This window comes from Pseudomonas sp. LFS074 (assembly GCF_047978165.1).
Lineage (GTDB): Bacteria > Pseudomonadota > Gammaproteobacteria > Pseudomonadales > Pseudomonadaceae > Aquipseudomonas > Aquipseudomonas putida_P.
Genome location: NZ_JBFPFV010000001.1, coordinates 2,218,251 through 2,234,875, shown reverse-complemented (window position 1 = coordinate 2,234,875; position 16,625 = coordinate 2,218,251). Strand labels below are relative to the sequence as shown.

16 protein-coding genes and 2 riboswitches are annotated in these 16,625 nt (G+C 63.7%); of the genes, 13 read left to right on the top strand and 3 right to left on the bottom strand.

Annotation, left to right across the window (positions count from 1 at the left end):
* The first annotated feature begins 37 nt into the window (after positions 1-37).
* The 3 genes from ACNQP3_RS10305 to ACNQP3_RS10295 all read left to right on the top strand — a co-directional run bounded on the left by ACNQP3_RS10305 (position 38) and on the right by ACNQP3_RS10295 (position 4,038).
* The gene (locus tag ACNQP3_RS10305; RefSeq protein WP_012271719.1) at positions 38-544 is read left to right on the top strand and encodes a sigma-70 family RNA polymerase sigma factor; all 507 of its coding nucleotides are present in this window, start codon (positions 38-40) and stop codon (positions 542-544) included.
* Positions 541-1,515 carry a FecR family protein gene (locus ACNQP3_RS10300; RefSeq protein WP_012271718.1) on the top strand — a complete coding sequence of 325 codons (975 nt, stop codon included), beginning with the start codon at positions 541-543 and terminating at the stop codon, positions 1,513-1,515. Before ACNQP3_RS10305 ends, ACNQP3_RS10300 begins: the two co-directional genes overlap by 4 nt.
* A 93-nt stretch (positions 1,516-1,608) precedes the next feature.
* Positions 1,609-4,038, top strand: coding sequence for a TonB-dependent siderophore receptor (locus tag ACNQP3_RS10295; RefSeq protein ID WP_264316988.1), 2,430 nt, complete (start codon positions 1,609-1,611; stop codon positions 4,036-4,038).
* A 7-nt stretch (positions 4,039-4,045) separates the two neighbouring features.
* Here the strand turns inward: ACNQP3_RS10295 and thpR are convergent, their stop codons facing one another.
* The gene (thpR, locus tag ACNQP3_RS10290; protein WP_264316987.1) at positions 4,046-4,591 is read right to left on the bottom strand and encodes an RNA 2',3'-cyclic phosphodiesterase; all 546 of its coding nucleotides are present in this window, start codon (positions 4,589-4,591) and stop codon (positions 4,046-4,048) included.
* A 158-nt stretch (positions 4,592-4,749) separates the two neighbouring features.
* Between thpR and lpxO the strand changes: the two genes are divergently transcribed.
* The 10 genes from lpxO (at position 4,750) to ACNQP3_RS10240 (ending at position 15,527) form a co-directional block, all read left to right on the top strand.
* Positions 4,750-5,649, top strand: coding sequence for a lipid A hydroxylase LpxO (lpxO, locus tag ACNQP3_RS10285; RefSeq protein ID WP_060515801.1), 900 nt, complete (start codon positions 4,750-4,752; stop codon positions 5,647-5,649).
* A 133-nt stretch (positions 5,650-5,782) separates the two neighbouring features.
* Positions 5,783-6,127, top strand: coding sequence for a carboxymuconolactone decarboxylase family protein (locus ACNQP3_RS10280; RefSeq protein WP_012271714.1), 345 nt, complete (start codon positions 5,783-5,785; stop codon positions 6,125-6,127).
* A 78-nt stretch (positions 6,128-6,205) separates the two neighbouring features.
* A complete protein-coding gene (locus ACNQP3_RS10275; RefSeq protein WP_012271713.1) occupies positions 6,206-6,775 on the top strand; it encodes a GNAT family N-acetyltransferase in 570 nt (189 codons plus the stop codon).
* Between the two features lie 64 nt (positions 6,776-6,839).
* A riboswitch (cobalamin riboswitch) is annotated at positions 6,840-7,048 on the top strand.
* 108 nt (positions 7,049-7,156) lie between these two features.
* Positions 7,157-9,283, top strand: a complete 2,127-nt coding sequence (locus tag ACNQP3_RS10270) for a TonB-dependent receptor (RefSeq protein WP_060515768.1) — start codon at positions 7,157-7,159, stop codon at positions 9,281-9,283.
* Between the two features lie 141 nt (positions 9,284-9,424).
* Positions 9,425-10,591, top strand: a complete 1,167-nt coding sequence (locus tag ACNQP3_RS10265; protein ID WP_264316986.1) for a DUF1624 domain-containing protein — start codon at positions 9,425-9,427, stop codon at positions 10,589-10,591.
* A gap of 28 nt (positions 10,592-10,619) precedes the next feature.
* A riboswitch (cobalamin riboswitch) is annotated at positions 10,620-10,819 on the top strand.
* 110 nt (positions 10,820-10,929) lie between these two features.
* Entirely contained in the window at positions 10,930-11,940 is a 1,011-nt protein-coding gene (locus tag ACNQP3_RS10260) for an ABC transporter substrate-binding protein (RefSeq protein WP_179027538.1), read from the top strand.
* Complete coding sequence (locus ACNQP3_RS10255; RefSeq protein ID WP_012271709.1) at positions 11,940-12,956, top strand: FecCD family ABC transporter permease; 1,017 nt, start codon at positions 11,940-11,942, stop codon at positions 12,954-12,956. Before ACNQP3_RS10260 ends, ACNQP3_RS10255 begins: the two co-directional genes overlap by 1 nt.
* On the top strand, positions 12,953-13,741 hold the full coding sequence (locus ACNQP3_RS10250; RefSeq protein ID WP_012271708.1) for an ABC transporter ATP-binding protein: 789 nt from the start codon (positions 12,953-12,955) through the stop codon (positions 13,739-13,741). The genes ACNQP3_RS10255 and ACNQP3_RS10250 overlap by 4 nt, the downstream gene beginning before the upstream one ends.
* A gap of 17 nt (positions 13,742-13,758) precedes the next feature.
* The gene (locus ACNQP3_RS10245) at positions 13,759-14,193 is read left to right on the top strand and encodes a pseudoazurin (RefSeq protein ID WP_060515765.1); all 435 of its coding nucleotides are present in this window, start codon (positions 13,759-13,761) and stop codon (positions 14,191-14,193) included.
* Positions 14,190-15,527 (top strand): OprD family porin, encoded by a 1,338-nt coding sequence (locus tag ACNQP3_RS10240; RefSeq protein ID WP_264316985.1) that lies wholly within the window; start codon positions 14,190-14,192, stop codon positions 15,525-15,527. The genes ACNQP3_RS10245 and ACNQP3_RS10240 overlap by 4 nt, the downstream gene beginning before the upstream one ends.
* Positions 15,528-15,573: 46 nt before the next feature.
* On the opposite strand, the gene ACNQP3_RS10235 is transcribed toward ACNQP3_RS10240, so the two are convergent.
* Together ACNQP3_RS10235 and ACNQP3_RS10230 are read right to left on the bottom strand one after the other, a co-directional pair.
* Positions 15,574-15,897 (bottom strand): hypothetical protein, encoded by a 324-nt coding sequence (locus ACNQP3_RS10235; protein WP_012271705.1) that lies wholly within the window; start codon positions 15,895-15,897, stop codon positions 15,574-15,576.
* 122 nt (positions 15,898-16,019) lie between these two features.
* A complete protein-coding gene (locus tag ACNQP3_RS10230; RefSeq protein ID WP_060492809.1) occupies positions 16,020-16,517 on the bottom strand; it encodes a GNAT family N-acetyltransferase in 498 nt (165 codons plus the stop codon).
* Positions 16,518-16,625 lie beyond the last annotated feature (108 nt).

The following is a 16,625-nucleotide window of genomic DNA, read 5'->3' as shown; positions in this document are numbered from 1 at the left end:
TTGAGAACGATTTTCACTCACGACCGGATACCAGGCGTTGGACAGCACATCGACCCGTAAACTGGGCTTTTTCTTCAGCGACCACCATCGCTGGTTGCTCCAGCATATCCACAAACGCCTGCGTAACCACGCCGACGCCGAAGATACCGCGGCCGAAACGTTCTGCCAGATGCTCGGCGCGCGTGTCGATCCAGACAGCATTCAGCAGCCTCGCGCCTACCTCACCATCATTGCTCGCCGGCTGATCTTCGACCGCCACCGTCGTCGCCAGCTCGAGCACGCCTATCTGGAACATCTGGCGCGGCTGCCGGAGGCCGTAGCGCCATCGGCCGAGGAGCAGCTGCTGCTGATCGAGGCCCTGGTGACCATCGATCAGGCACTGGACGGCTTGCCAGCGGTCGTCAAAGCCACCTTCCTCTATAGCCAGCTCGACGGCATGCACTACGCCGACATCGCCGCAAAGCTGCAGATCAGCGAGCGCTCGGTCAGCCGCTACATGAAACAGGCGCTTCGCCAATGTTACCTGTGCGAGGTGCAGGCATGAGCAGGCCAGCCCTCGACCGGGTCAGCGAGCAGGCCATCGACTGGATGGTCGAGCTCAGGGCCGCTACGCCTGATGCAGCGCTGCTGCAACGGGTCAGGCTCTGGCTGCAGCAGGACCCCGCTCATCAACAGGCCTGGAACCGACTGGAACAACGCCTTGGCCATCCGCTCGCCGCATTGCACGCCCTCGATCAACGGGCCCCTGGCCAAGCCGCAGAGGCGCGCCGATTGCTGATGCAGCCGACTCGCTCACGGCGTGACGTACTGGGCGCCATGGCAAGCCTGGGGCTGTTGGGCACGGCGCTGTGGGGTGGATGGCGCAGTGACACTGCCCAAGGCTGGCTGGCCGACTTGCACACAGGCCGTGGCGAGCGACGCAGCTTCACTTTGGCGGACGGCAGTCGCCTGAGCCTGAACAGCGCCAGTGCGGTCGACGTGCAGTTCGATGCCGGGCAGCGTCTTGTGGTGCTGCGTCACGGTGAGTTGCTGATCCAGGTCGCGCGCGACCCGCTGCGTCCCCTGCGCGTGCGCACCGCGCAAGGGCAAGTGCAGGCGTTGGGAACGCGCTTTCTGGTCAGCCAGGAGGAAGATGCCACCCGGGTGGTGGTACTGCAGCACAGTGTCCGCGCCAGTTTGGCCGATGGCCAATGGGCCGAGCTGCAGCAAGGGCAGGCCGCGCTGCTGCGCAGTAACACCCTCGAACGGCTGACGGGCGAACAACAGCAACGCGCTGCATGGCTGGAGGGCCGCCTGGAAGTCCTCGACCAGCCCCTGCATGAGGTGGTCGACGCGCTGCGCCCCTACCAGCGTGGCTACATTCGGCTCGCCCCCGCGGCACGCGGTCTGCGGGTACAAGGCGTATTTCCTCTGGACCAGCCACAACAGGCGTTGAAGGCGTTGGCCGAAGCGCTGCCAATCAGCGTGGAACGCTATGGCCCGTGGCTGATGCTGATCGACCTGAAAACCTCTTGATAAAAATATTTATCAAAATCATTCGCAATAGTGGCAAGTTTTTTTTGTTCGTCCCACATACCTCCTGACAGCCACTTCATTCGGGAGTAATCCGTGTACAACCCCTTGCCCCGCGCCCTGCCTCTGGTCGCCGCCTTGGCCAGCTTCAACGTGCTAGCCCAGGCGCAAACCCAGATGTTCGACCTGCCGCCCGCCAGCCTGGCTCAAACGCTCAACCGCATCGCCAGCCAAAGCGGCCACATCATCGCGCTGGAGCCTGCACTGGTGCGCGGCAAGCAAGCACCTGCCGTGGTCGGCCAGATGAGTGCCGAACAGGCCATGCAAGCTGCTCTGGCCGGCAGCGGCCTGCAGCTGCGGGTTTCCAGCGAGGGGCATTTCAGTGTCGCCCCCGCCAGCCTGGGCGGCGACGTCATGGAGCTGGGCAGCACCAGCATCACCGACAACTACGTGGATGCAACCAGCGAAGGCACAGGTTCCTATGCCGCCCGTGCGGTGACCCTCGGCAAAGGCACGCACACTCTCAAGGAGATCCCCCAGTCGGTCACCGTCATCACGCGCAAGCAACTGGATGACCAGGGCATCACCGATTTGCAGGACGCGCTCAACCACACCACGGGCATTGTCGGCGCGCAGGGCATTGGCCCTGGCGTGGTGGTGACCTCGCGTGGTTTCCAGATCGATGACTGGCAGTACGACGGTGTGCCGATTCCGCGAAACAACTATTCGCTGGGCAACTGGGCAACCCAGGACCTGGTGTTCTTCGACCGAGTGGAGATCCTGCGCGGTGCTTCAGGCCTGCTGCAGGGCACAGGTAGCCCCGGCGGCGCGATCAACCTGGTGCGCAAGCGCGGCCAGGCAACCCCGACCGTTACCCTCACCGGCAAAGCTGGCTCCTGGGACCATTACGGCCTGCAGCTTGACGCCGGCGGCCCGTTGACCGCCGATGGCCGTGTACGCGGAAGGCTCGTGGCCGACGAAGACCAAAGCGACAGCTTCATCGACTACCAGTGGAGCAAATCGCATTCGTTGTACGGCGCGCTGGACATCGACCTGAATGACGCCACTACCGTGGGTGCTGGCATCAGCTACAACCGCCAGCAGTCGCGACCGATGCTGCGGGGTATCCCCCGCTACGCCACGGGCAAGCCGGTCGACGTACCGCGCTCGACCTACACCGGCGCTCGCTGGAGCCGTGCCGAGACCGACGTCACCACCTATTACCTGGACCTGGAGCACCGTTTCAACGAGGACTGGGCTTTCAAGGCCGCTGCAGTGCGCATGGACGAGACCAACACGTCGACCCACCAGCGCACCCAGACCGTCGGTGAAGGCCTTGAGCCTGACGGCAGTGGCGTCGAGTATGCAGACTGGATCACCGACTTCCATTCCACCAAGCTGGGCCTGGACATGAACGTGGTCGGCCACTTCGACACAGGCCCCGTAGCACATGAAGTGACCTTTGGCGGCAACTACTCCAAGCTCACCAGCGATGATGGTTACTGGCGCACCTTTGGTGGCAATGACAGCATCTTCGACATCGACCATGACCGCCCCGAGCCTAGCCGTGACAGCCTGCTTGCCGCGCCCTTCGGGCGCCACGAAAGCAGTGGCTATGATATTCGCCAGAAAGGACTGTACGGTGCCTGGCGCGTCAAACCGACCGACAGGTTGACGCTGATTCTTGGGTCACGCGTCAGCTGGTTCGACTACAGCTACGCAAGCACCACGTACCGCGGGCTGAACCCGGGCCAGGTCAACCCCACCAGCCGCATGACCGAAACGGGTGAGGTCACCCCGTATGCAGGTTTTGTCTACGACCTGACCCGCGAATGGGCCTGGTACGCCAGCTACACAGACGTCTTCGTACCGCAAACCGAACGCGCCGTTGGCAATACACCGCTCAAACCGGTGATCGGCAGCAACTACGAAACGGGCTTCAAGGGTGAACTGCTTGACGGCCGGGTCAACGCTTCGATCGCGCTGTTCCGCTACGATCAGGAAAACCGCGCGGTCACCGATACAGCCTCGGGGTTCGCCTGCGATGACTGGTACTGCTCAACAGCGTCGGGCAAGGTACGCAGCCAGGGTGTCGAAGCCGAGATCAGCGGTGAAGTGCTGAGTGGCCTGCAATTGTTCGCAGGCTACACCTACAACACCACCAAATTCCTTGAAGACCCTGTCGACAAAGGCCGCACATTCAGCCAGTGGACACCCAAACACATGCTGCGCGCCTGGGCCGATTACACGCTGCCACTGGACGGCCAGCGCTGGAGTACAGGCCTTGGCTTCACCACCCAAAGCCATACCCTGGGTTACGAGCGCACCTACACCGTGCCGGGCTATACGGTGTGGAGCGCGCGCCTGGCCTATCAGCTGACCCCGGAAGTGAACGTTGCCGTCAACGCCAACAACCTGTTCGACAAGAAGTACTGGGTCGCAGGCTTCAACCAGCTCAATGGCAGCAACAACTATGGCGAGCCGCGTAACTTCCTGTTGACGGTCAAGTACACCCCAGAGCTCTAACCCCAGGTCATTGCGCCAGCGGCCACTGCGCCAATGGCCAGTAGGCGCCCTTGCGCGACTCGTAAAGCGTGAAGTGTCGCGCGGTGAGGTAGAACTCCGGCGCGCTGCTGGCCTCGGGTGGCTGGCCGTGGTAGTCCCTGGACAGCGTCAGGTGCGGCCGATACTCACGGTTGGCCGCCTCCACCCCCAGCGGCAGCAGCGCCTGCTGCAAGCCGTACACCAGGTGCAACAGGGCCGGCGGTGTCTGCTGTGCCTCCAGCACCAGCGCTCCGGCCCGCTGCCACACCTGCAAACGGTCGAGCAACAGCCGCGGCGCCGTGGCCGGCAGCGCCAGTTGATCGACCGCCGCGCAGATCGCTGGCAGCTGGGCGGCGTCCACATCACCGAGGAACAGCAGCGTGACGTGGAAATTGGCTGCCGGCACCGGTTTGCCGCTGCGCAGGCTCAGGCCCCGGCGCCATTGGGCCAGAGCACTGCGCTGGGCATCGTTGACCGGCAAGGCGAAGAACAGCCGTTTGAACGGGCTACCGCTGGGGCGTATATCCTGAACCATACAAACTCCCTGACATGAAACGTTTGCGCAAGACTGTAGGGCATTACACCAATGTCGCCCCACCGTTTCGTAACAATAAGTACAAACTGCCCCCATGATTGTTTATGCTGGCGAGCTTATGCCATGGCGCATGGCCATTTTTCGACAAGTAAACGTCCATGAAAATTGCACTCGTACTTATCTTCGTCTTCTCGATCGCCTATGTTCACCTGCGCGGTCGGGTTCGCCACAAGCTGACGCGTCAGCTGGGCGACCACTCCAGCTTCCTGGCCCCGGTCAACAGCTTTCTGTACCTGTTTTCCAAGCACCCGGCCAAGCCTTACCTGCCGGTCGAGGCTTTTCCCGAACTGAAACCGCTGCAGGACCACTGGCAGGAGATCCGCGAGGAAGGCCGCCAGCTGCTGCACGTAGGCGAAATCAAGAAGTCCGACAATTACGATGACGTCGGTTTCAACTCGTTCTTCAAAACCGGCTGGAAGCGCTTCTACTTGAAGTGGTACGGCGAGAGCCACCCGTCGGCGATGGCGCTGTGCCCACGCACCACCGAGCTGTTGCAAGGTATCGGCACGGTCAAGGCCGCCATGTTCGCCACCCTGCCGCCGGGTGCCAAGCTGGTGCGCCACCGTGACCCCTATGCGGGCTCGTACCGCTACCACCTTGGCCTGGACACGCCGAACGACGACGGCTGCTACATCGACGTGGACGGCGAGAAGTACTCGTGGCGCGATGGCGAGGGGGTGATCTTCGACGAAACCTACATCCACTACGCGGCCAACACCACCGAGCACAACCGCATCATCCTGTTCTGCGACGTCGAACGCCCGCTCAAGTACCGCTGGGCAACCGCGTTCAACCGCTGGTTCAGCCGAAATGTGATGGCCGCCGCCGCTGCGCCCAACGATGCCAGCGACAAGACCGGGGGCATCAACCGCCTGTTCACCCGTATCTACAAGATCCGCGAGCGTGGCAAGGCGCTGAAGAAGCGCAACCGCATGCGTTACTACCTGGAGAAATGGGCAGTGGTCGCAGCGTTGGTGCTGGTGTTCATCTACATCTGAACCGTGTAGGCGCGGGCTTGGGGCAAGCCCGCTGCCAAAGGCCCACTGCATGACCACCAAAGTACAAGCCTCGCACTTGCCACTCTTCGACTAGCCTGAAAGCTCCACTCGCAACCCCCCCAAGGTGAAGACGATGAGCATGATGGACTGGGACGCCTACCGTAAGCAGTTGATGGCCGGCATCGGCGATCTCAAGCAACTCTCACCCGACACCGTGGCCGGTTATGTGACCGCCAGCGGTGCTGGGGCCAAGACCAACCACCTGGACGCCAAGACCCGCGAGCTGATTTCTCTGGCCGTGGCCGTGACCACCCGCTGCGACGGCTGCATCGCCGTGCATTCGCAACAGGCGGTCAAGCATGGCGCCAGCCGCGAGGAAATTGCCGAAGCGCTTGGCGTAGCGGTGGCGATGAATGCTGGGGCCGCACTGGTCTACTCAGCGCGTGCCATGGACGCGGTGGGCAAGGCCAACGGTTGAGCACAAACGGCGTCGCCGCCCTTGCGCGACGGCGCCGCGCCACCCAGACTGGGCGGCTTAGCCCGCGCAGGAACCCGCATGATCCACATTCGCCCCATGACGCCCGAAGACTTCGACCGCTTCTGGCCTACCTTCCAAGCCATTGTCCAGGCCCGTGAAACCTACGCCTTCGAGCCAGCCCTGAGCGTCGAACAGGCTCGCCAGCTGTGGCTGGAGCTGCCCTTGCATACGTTGCTGGCTGAAGAAGATGGCGAGCTGCTGGGTTCCTACTACCTCAAGGCCAATGCTGCCGGGCCTGGCGCACATGTGGGCAATTGCGGCTACATGGTCTGCGAACAGGCGCGCGGCCGGGGCGTGGCGCGCCTGATGTGCGAACACTCGCAGAAGCTGGCGCGCCAGGAAGGTTTTCTGGCCCTGCAGTTCAACTCGGTGGTGGCCAGCAATGAAGTGGCCGTGGCGCTTTGGCACAAGCTGGGCTTCGAGACCGTTGGCCGCTTGCCCAAGGCCTATCGCCATGCCCGCCTGGGGCTGGTGGACTGCCTGGTGATGTACAAATGGCTGGCGGATGAGCCGGTGGTAGAGAAGCCCCCGCTGTTGATCGGGCGCAAGAACATCGAGGCACGGGTTTCGCGGCGCCGCGGACGCTAGCCTTTGCAGGCCTAACCCACCTCCATTGCCCAAGCAAATTTGACGCCCCCGCGTTTCAATGGTCAGATGCGCGCCAGTTTCAGGTGTCCTGCGCCGCCGCGCGCAGGGTGAAACGGGAAGCCGGTGCGTCGTGTTGCCCACGACAAGTCCGGCGCTGCCCCCGCAACGGTAAGCGAGCGAACCCTTCGAGATACCACTGTGCTCCGGCATGGGAAGGTGAAGGTTTCATGCCCCTCGCAAGCCCGGAGACCGGCCTGGAGCTTCACTTGGCAACCCGCGGTGGGCGGGCGCAGGCCGGAATCCGTGCGCGCGCCTGCCTGCATGGTTCGCCTTTGCGTGTTTTCCACCGGGATGCATTCATTCCTGCAGCAGTGGAACGACATGTCCCGTATGTTCAAGCTTCACCCCCTGGCGGCCTGCCTGGCCGTCGCCCTGCCGGCCTTGGCCGATGACCGTGCCCCGCCGCCTCTGGCCTTGCCTTCCACGGCCATCACCGACACCCTCGACAGCCACGCCATCGACCTGGCCACGCCTACCCAGGCCGGCTCGCGCCTTGGCCTGAGTGCCCTGGAAACACCCGCCAGTACCAGCAGCATCAGTGCCGAGCAGATTCAGCAGCGCAACAACCTCACCGTGCAGGATGCGGTGACCCGCTCGCCGGGCATCACCTTCGTCGGCTCCCCAGGCGACGGCGGCACCGGCCTGTCCGCCCGCGGCTTTGCCGGGCACAGTTCGGTGATGACCCTGTTCGACGGCGCGCGCCTTTACACCGGCGCCGGCACGCAAACGTTCCCTGTCGACCCGTGGATGGTCGAACGTATCGATGTGATTCGCGGCCCGGCTTCGGTACTGCATGGCGAAGGCGCCACCGGCGCGGTCGTCAACGTGATCCCGAAAAAACCGTTTGCCGGCGAAGTGCGCAACCACCTGCGTCTGGGCTACGGCTCATGGGACCGTCAGCAGCTCGGCCTGGACAGCGGCGGCAGCCTCAGCGAGCGCCTGAGCTATCGCCTTACGCTGAACCAGCAAGATGGCAATGGTTGGGTCGACCGCACCCATTCGCGCAGCCTGGCCGTTAGCGCAGCGCTGCGTTTCGATGCCAGTGACGACCTCAGCTTCACCCTCGCCCACGACCGTGGCGAGGCGCAGCCCGCCAACTACTACGGCACGCCGCTGATCGACGGCCACTATCGCAGTAGCCTGCGCAACAAGAACTACAACGTACAGAATGACGTGCAGCGTTATGACGACGAGTGGACCCGGCTGACCACCGATTGGACGCTGAACGACCACCTCAGCGCCAGCAACCAGCTGTACTACATCAAGAGCCGCCGCCACTGGCGCAACGCCGAAGACTACAGCTGGGACGCCGAGCGTCAGCAGTTGCTGCGCGGCAGCTACCTGGAGATCAAGCACAACCAGGAACAGTTCGGCGACCGCCAGACCTTCACCTTCGACCACACCCTGTTCGGCCTGGCCAGCAAGACCGTGGTCGGGGCCGAGTACAACAAGGTGCGCTTCAACGTCGACAGCAATTCACCCTACAACGATGTCGGCGGCGACTACATCGACCCATGGCAACCGCAGCCCGGCGGGTTCCACAGTGCCTCGCCGCTGCGACCGCAAACCTTGTCCACCACCCATACCTTTGCCCTGTTCGCCGAGAACCGCCTGCAGCTCAGCGACCGGCTGTCGCTGGTAACCGGCGTGCGCCGCGACCAGAACCACATCGACCGCGACAACCTGACCAACGACAGCCGCAGTGACCGCAGCCTGCAAGGTGGCAACTGGCGCGCTGGGCTGGTGTTCGCGGTCACTGACGACCTGTCACTGTATGGCCAGTACTCCACCAGCGAGGAAGGGGTCAACAACCTCATCAGCCTCAGCCCCACCCAGATGCACTATGACTTGACCGAAGCGAAGCAGACTGAGGTAGGCCTGAAGCAGCGCTTCTGGGAAGGCCGTGGCGAATGGACACTGGCCGCCTACCACATCGTCAAGAAGAAGCTGCTGGTAGACGACCCGATCACCCACGAGAAGCAACAGGCTGGCCAGCAGACCTCCGATGGCCTCGAAGCGACCTTGGAACTGGCGCTGGCGCACCAATGGCAGGTGTCTGCCAACGCATCGCTGGTGCGCGCAAGGTATGACGACTTCGACGAGATGGTCGGCGGCGTGGCGCAGGACCGTGCCGGCAACCGGCCGGCAAACGTGCCACGGCGTACCGCCAACCTGTGGTTGAGCAAAGGTTTCGGCCAACAGGTGGAAGCCGGCATTGGCGCGCGCTATGTGGATGAGCGTTATGCCGACACCGCCAATACCCAAAGCGCCCCCGGCTACACCGTGGTCGATGCCAACATCGCCTGGCAGGTGTTGCCTGATGTACGGCTGGGGTTGCAGTTGAACAACCTGTTCGATCGCGAGTATGTGCAGTCGGCGTTCAGCGGGCAGCAGTGGTTGATGGGGATGCCGCGCTCGTATTTTGCGACGGTGGATTACACCTTCTGACCTGAGTTGCCTGAACCGGCCTCTTCGCGGGCGCGCCCGCGAAGAGGCCTGCACAGGCAACACAAAAACCTCTACCAGCCTCCAATAAATTAGTTATAAGATAACGTTTCACATGACATTCATTCCTATCAGCGACCCTCCATGACAAGCGCCAGCGCCACGCCCACCTTGATCACCCAGCGCCTGCAGAGCATCGATGCCCTGCGCGGCCTGGTGATCCTGTTCATGCTTTTGGACCATGTCCGCGAGACCTTTTTCCTGCACCGCCAGGTCAGCGACCCCATGGCCATCGACAGCACCGAGCCTGCGCTGTTCGTCAGCCGCACACTGGCCCACCTCTGCGCACCGGTGTTCGTCCTGCTGACCGGCCTGTCGGCCTGGCTGTACGGCGAGAAGCATCAGGGCCGTAGCGATGTCTCGGCATTCCTGTTCAAGCGCGGGCTGTTCCTGGTGGTGCTGGAGTTCACCCTGGTCAACTTCGCCTGGACCTTCCAGTTGCCGCCCAGCGTGATCTATCTGCAGGTTATCTGGGCCATCGGCGTCAGCATGATCGCCTTGTCCCTGCTGGTGTGGCTGCCACGCGCCGCACTGCTCACCCTGGGCGCCATCATCGTCGCCGGCCACAACCTGCTCGACGGCCTGCACGTTGGCGTGGGGTCAGCCCTGCACGTGCCCTGGGCAATCCTGCACGACCGCGGCTGGCTTGAATGGTCGGAAAACCTGCGCCTGCGCACGTCGTATCCGGTGCTGCCGTGGATCGGCGTCATTGCCCTGGGTTATGGCCTGGGCCCCTGGTTCGCGCGCGGCAGCGAGGCCGGACAACGCCAGCAACGCCTGCTGACGGCCGGGTTGCTCGCACTCCTGGGCTTTGTCCTGCTGCGCATGTTCAACGGCTATGGTGAGGCGCCGTGGAGCGGTTACCCCACCTTCACGCAAACGTTGATGAGCTTCTTCAACATCACCAAATACCCACCGTCGCTACTGTTCCTGGCCCTGACCCTGGGCTGCGGCCTTGTGTTGCTGCGCGCCTTCGAGCGGGCCGGCCAGGCGCGCTGGATCAGTGCCCTGGCGGTGTTCGGTGCGGCCCCGATGTTCTTCTACCTGCTGCACCTGTATGTGCTGAAGCTGCTGTACCTGGCCAGCGTGGCGCTGTTGGGCCTCAACCAGGGCGACTACTTCGGCTTCGAGAGCATTGCAGCGGTGTGGCTGAGCGCGGTGCTGTTGGCGGCTTCGCTGTACCTGCCAGTACGCGGGTTCGCCCAACTGAAGCAGCGGCGCCGCGACATCGCCTGGCTGAAGTACTTCTGAAAAGCGTTTTCACCCGGCGGCGCGATGGTCTACCATGCGGGCCGCCGGTTTCCACCACGGAACTAATAGGGAATCCCTGGCCCGCCAATACGGGCCAAACGGAACTGCCCCCGCAACTGTAGGTGCCGAGCCAGCTCCATCGATGCCACTGGGCCAGACCGCCCGGGAAGGCCGGAGCCGGGCCATGACGCACCAGTCAGGAGACCTGCCGGCCTACATTCACCAACCGGCGGGGTGTCCGGGATTGGCCATCAGTGTTGCCCCTGCCACCGGCAGGGGCTCGGCGATGCCTGTCCGCGCGTTCCTCACCCGAACTGTCCGATAGGAGATCGCCCAGCATGCTGCCCCGTTTCGTCACCCTGCTCGCCGGCCTAGGCCTTACCGGCCTGGCCCAGGCCGCGGCCACCCACTACCCGCTGACGCTCGACAACTGCGGCAAGCCGCAGACGTTCGCCCAGGCGCCACAGCGCGCCGTCACCATCGGCCAGGCCGGTACCGAGATGCTCTATGCACTGGGGCTGGGCGACAAGCTGGCGGGCACCTCGCTGTGGTTCAACAACGTGCTGCCCGAGTACCAGGCAGTGAACGCCAAGGTGCCGCGCCTGGCCGACAACGACCCCAGCTTCGAAGCCGTGGTCGGCAAGCGCCCGCAATTGGTGGCGGTGCAGTTCGAATGGATGGTCGGTGCCCAGGGCGTGGTCGGCACCCGCGAACAGTTCGATGAACTGAAGATCCCCACCTACCTGCTGCCGTCGGACTGCGAAGGCAAGGACAACCTGGTCGGCGCCGACGGCACCCGTCTGCAGGCGTTCCAGGTCAGCAGCATCTACAAGAGCATCAGCCAGCTGGCCGAGATCTTCGATGTGCAGGACCGCGGCAATGCTCTGAATGCCGAGCTCAAAGGCCGCCTGGACAGTGCCAAGGCGCAACTGGCCGGCAAGGACCTGTCGGCCACCTCGGCATTGTTCTGGTTCTCCAGCGCCGACCTCGACATCGACCCTTATGTGGCCGGCCGCCAGGGCGTCGCCGACTTCATGCTGCGCACCCTGGGTGTGCGCAACGTGGTCGAGTCCAGCGAAGAATGGCCGACCGTAGGCTGGGAAACCCTGGCCAAGGCCAACCCCACCTGGCTGATCATCGCCCGCATGGACCGCCGCCGCTTCCCCGCCGACGACTACCAGAAAAAGCTCGAATTCCTGCGCAGCGACCCGGTAACCCGCAACATGGATGCGGTGAAGCACGATCGCATCATCATTCTTGACGCCGACGCCATGCAAGCCGGCATCCGCCTGTTCCGCGGCGTGCAGACGCTAGCCACAGCCTTCGCCAGCGGTAAAGCAGCCCAGTGATGATGCGCCTGTTACCCTGCATCGTGGTTGCCCTGGCAGCCCTGTTGGCCGCCCTGCTGGCCGGTACCGCCATCGGCGAAACCAGCCTGTCGCCCAGCGTGGTCGGCCAGGTGCTGGCCAACCACCTGTGGCAGGCCGGCTACCCGGTCGACCCGATCGACGCCGGCATCGTCTGGAACTACCGCCTGACCCGCACCCTGGTCGCAGCCGCGTGCGGCGCCGGGCTGGCAACCTGCGGCGTGATTCTCCAGGCGCTGTTGCGCAACCCCCTGGCCGAGCCGTACCTGCTCGGGCTATCTGCCGGTGCCTCGACCGGCGCGGTGCTGGTCGGCCTGCTGGGCCTGGGTAGCCTGGCATTGAGCATGTCCGCCGGGGCCTTCATCGGCGCCGGGGCCGCATTCGCCCTGGTGCTGCTGCTGGCCCGCGCGGCCGGCCCCAGCAGCAACAACGCTCAGGTGATCCTTGCCGGTATCGCTGGCTCGCAACTGTTCAATGCCCTGACCGCCTTCCTGATCACCAAGTCGGCCACCGCCGAGCAGGCGCGCGGTATCCTGTTCTGGCTGCTGGGCAACCTCAGCGGCGTGCGCTGGCCTTCGGTGTGGCTGGCTGTGCCGGTGGCGCTGTTCGGCTTGCTGGTGTGCCTGTGGCATCGCCGTGCGCTGGACGCCTTCACGTTTGGTGCCGATTCGGCAGCCTCGCTGGGCATTCCGGTGCGGCGTACCCAGTTGTTGCTGATCAGTTGTGCAGCGCTGGTCACGGCGGTGATGGTGTCCATTGTCGGTGCCATCGGTTTTGTCGGGCTGGTAATACCCCACGCCCTGCGTCTGCTGCTAGGCCCCGGGCACAGCCGCCTGCTGCCTGCCAGCGCGCTGGGTGGCGCACTGTTCCTGATTGCTGCAGACATCCTCTCACGCACGCTGATCACCGGCCAGGTGATCCCGGTAGGTGTGGTTACCGCGCTGATCGGCGCGCCAGTTTTCGCGCTGATTCTGGTCAGCCGCCGGGGGCGCCCATGACCCTCCTGGCTGCTGTACAAGTGCACCCACTGAGTTGCCAGGGGCTGGGGCTGCAACTGGCCGGCAATGCCGTACTCAGCGGTATCGACCTTGGCGTTGTCGCTGGTGAAACCCTGGGTATCGTCGGCCCCAACGGCTCGGGCAAATCCTCGCTACTGAAGTTGCTGGCAGGGCTGCGCAAACCCACCTGCGGCAACGTACAGCTGATGGGCGAACCGCTGGCGCAGATGCCTCGCCGCCATGTAGCCCAGGCCTTGGCGTTGGTCGAACAACAGGCCGACACCCTCGATGCGATCAGCGTGTTCGACGCGGTTGCCTTGGGCCGCACGCCCTGGCTCTCGGCCCTGGCGCCGTTCTCCCGGCAGGACCGCGACATCGTCGAGCAAGCGTTGGCCGACCTTGATGCCTTGCACCTGCGTACGCGCCTGTGGGGCTCGCTGTCCGGTGGCGAGCGCCAGCGTGTGCACATCGCCCGCGCCTTGGCCCAACGCCCGCAGGTACTGCTGCTGGACGAACCGACCAACCACCTGGACATCCAGCATCAGCTAAGCCTGCTGCAGCAAGTGCAGGCCCTGCCGGTAACCACCCTGGTGGCTTTGCACGACCTCAACCAGGCGCTCACCTGTGACCGTGTGGCGGTACTCGACAAGGGCCGCCTGGTCGCCCTTGGCAAACCACTCGACGTACTCACCCCCGAGCGCCTGCTGAGTACCTTCGGCGTCCACGCCCACTACCTTACCGACCCTTACGACGGCGCGCGCATTCTGCGCTTTCGCGCCCCCTGAACCCGGAAGTTCTGCCCATGCTGTTTCGCCCTGTCGCCCTGCTGCTTGCCAGCGCCCTGCTTGCCCCGGCCGTGCTGGCCGAAGTGCATGAAGTAAAAATGCTCAACCGCGGCAGCGACGGCGCCATGGTCTACGAACCGGACCACTTGCACATTGCCCCCGGCGACAGCGTGCGCTTTCTGCCCACCCAAAGCGGGCACAATGCCGCCAGCGTGGCGGGCCTGCTGCCCGCCGGTGCCGAGCCGTTCAAGAGCAAACTGAACCAGGTGTTCGAGCAAACCTTCAGCGTGCCTGGTGTGTACGGTATTCAGTGCATTCCCCACCTGGCCATGGGCATGGTGATGGTGATCCAGGTAGGTGATGCGCCCGCAGCGGCGTTGCCGGCGAACTTGCCGGCACGGGCCAAAGCCCGCTTCGCCGCACAACTGCAAAAGCTCGAGGCCGGGCAATGAACCGGTTATTGCTGGCACTGCCGCTACTGGGCCTGGCCCCGCTCGCCCTGGCCGACACTGCCCAGTCGCAGAGTAATGGTTTTCTCGCGGACAGCAGCTGGAACCTGCTCAACCGCAGCGTTTTCGACCAGCGCGACTACAAGCACGGTGGGCGCAACAGCGCAGCGCGCAATGCCTACAAACCGCGCAACGAGCGTAATGGCAAGGCCGAGGAATGGGCCTATGGTTTGATGGGTACCTTCCAGTCCGGGTTCACCCAAGGCCTGATCGGTGTCGGGGTCGATGCCCATGCCTACCTGGGCGTGCAACTCGACAGCGGTGGCGGGCGGGCGGGCAAGGCGCGCTTGCTCGGGGTCGATAACGACGGGCATCCTAAAAACGAGTACAGCCGCGCAGGTGCGGCACTGAAACTGCGCGTGTCCGATACGGTGCTATCTTACGGTGAGCAACGGGTCAAGACGCCGGTGTTCAGTTCCTCCGACAGTCGCCTGCTGCCCGAGACTGCCACGGGCTTCTTTCTCACCAGCAATGAAGTCGACAACCTCAAGCTGGTAGCCGGGCACTTCAACGAAAGCACCGACCGCAACGCTTCCAGCCACGATCAGGGCTTTGTGGTGAACTACTCCAACGGCCGCCAGGGCAACAGCTTCGACCTGGCCGGTGCCGTGTGGAACCCCGGCGCCGCCTTCAGCGGCAGCCTGTACACCTCACGTTACGAGGACAGCTGGAACCAGCACTACCTGGGCAGTACCCTCAGCCACGCCCTGGATGAACAGCGCAGCATCAGCCTGGACCTCAACCTGTATCGCACCACCGACACCGGCAAAGCGCTGTCCGGGCGCATCGACAACACCACCTGGAGCCTGCTCTCGCGCTACAACCAGGGCCCACACAGCTTCAGCCTGGGCTGGCAGCAAGTGGACGGCAACACGCCCTTCGACTACGTGACGCGCGGCGCGATATTCATCGCCAACGCTGTGCAGATGTCGGACTTCAACGCACCGAACGAGAAGTCATGGCAGGCGCGCTACGACCTGAACATGGGCGCCTACGGCGTGCCGGGGTTGAACCTGGTGGCGTTGTATGTGCGTGGCTTCGATATCGATGGCACACACGTCGACCCCAATGGCGGGTATGCGTACTTGGGGTATGGCAAGGGTGGCAAGCATTGGGAGCGCGACCTGGAAGCGCGTTACGTGGTGCAGAGTGGCAAGGCCAAAGGCACGACGTTCTCGGTCAGGCATAACGTGCACCGGGGGAACACGGCGCAGGCGGAGCTGGATGGCGACCAGATACGGCTGGCGGTGGAATGGCCGTTGTCAGGCGGGTTCTGATGCAATGCGTCGCCTGAGTGGGGCTGCTGCGCAGCCCCTGGGTTTTTCAGGCAACTGAATTACCAGCAGGCAGCAACCCCCACTGGGCCCTCTCCTGTGCGCTCATCGCCGCCAGCACCTCGTCAAACGTGCGCTCCACCTCCGAACTGACATTGCCAAACGCCCGATAATTCGTCAGCAAATAGCGCTTCACCGCCCTGGGCCAACGCCGTTCCTTGTGTGCAGCATTGATGATGCCTTTGGCATCATGCCGCGTCGCTCCGCGCCACAGGTCCATCAACCTGCTCTCGAAATCACCGAAGGTCCACAGGTCTGTGCGGTCTTCGAACTCGTCCAGCAGTTTGAGTTTGTACAGGGCCATGTGCGCCATTGTGAATCTCCCTTGGGTGCTGTTAAAAAGCCATACACGAGGGAAGGTTAGCAAGCCAGGTAGATTTTGAAATGAACGCGTCGATCACACCCAAAGCACCGTCGTAGGGGCTTTCCTACAGGTCAGCGTAATCGCAATTGCATGTGTGTGGTTTGCCAGACCGGGTCCTTCTCCACATCAACCACCGCAAACCCTTGTCGCTCCCAGAATGCAATCGCACCCGGCAGAAACGGATGAGTATGCAGGTACAGGAGGTCGATACCCGCCAGCATCGCCCGCTCGCGCAATGCGCAGAACAGGGCCGCAGCCAGACCATGCCTGCGGTACCCCGGCAACACGAACAGGCGCACCACCTCGACGACCCGTACTGCGTGGTAATCAAACTGGGTAAAGCGATGATCATAGGGCAGGTAACCGATCACCGCGACCAGCCGCCCAGCATCACGGGCTTCCAGGAAACAGCCCGCGCCGTCCAGGTACGTTTCAGCAAAATGCGCCAGGTCACGCGGCAATGGCGCGTTGGCGAGCATCGGAAACAGCTCGCGGCGGGCGCTGTCGACAAACGCCAGCACTTCGGCAATGGCGTCTCGCGCCACGGGTTGCAGGGTCCAGTTCGGCATCGGGTTACTGCCCATGATCGGGAGGGCAAGGTTCTACCCCAGCGCGCCGCACAAGGCAAATCACAGGGCTCGTCGTGGCCAGGCGGACATCGGTATAATCAGCGGTCT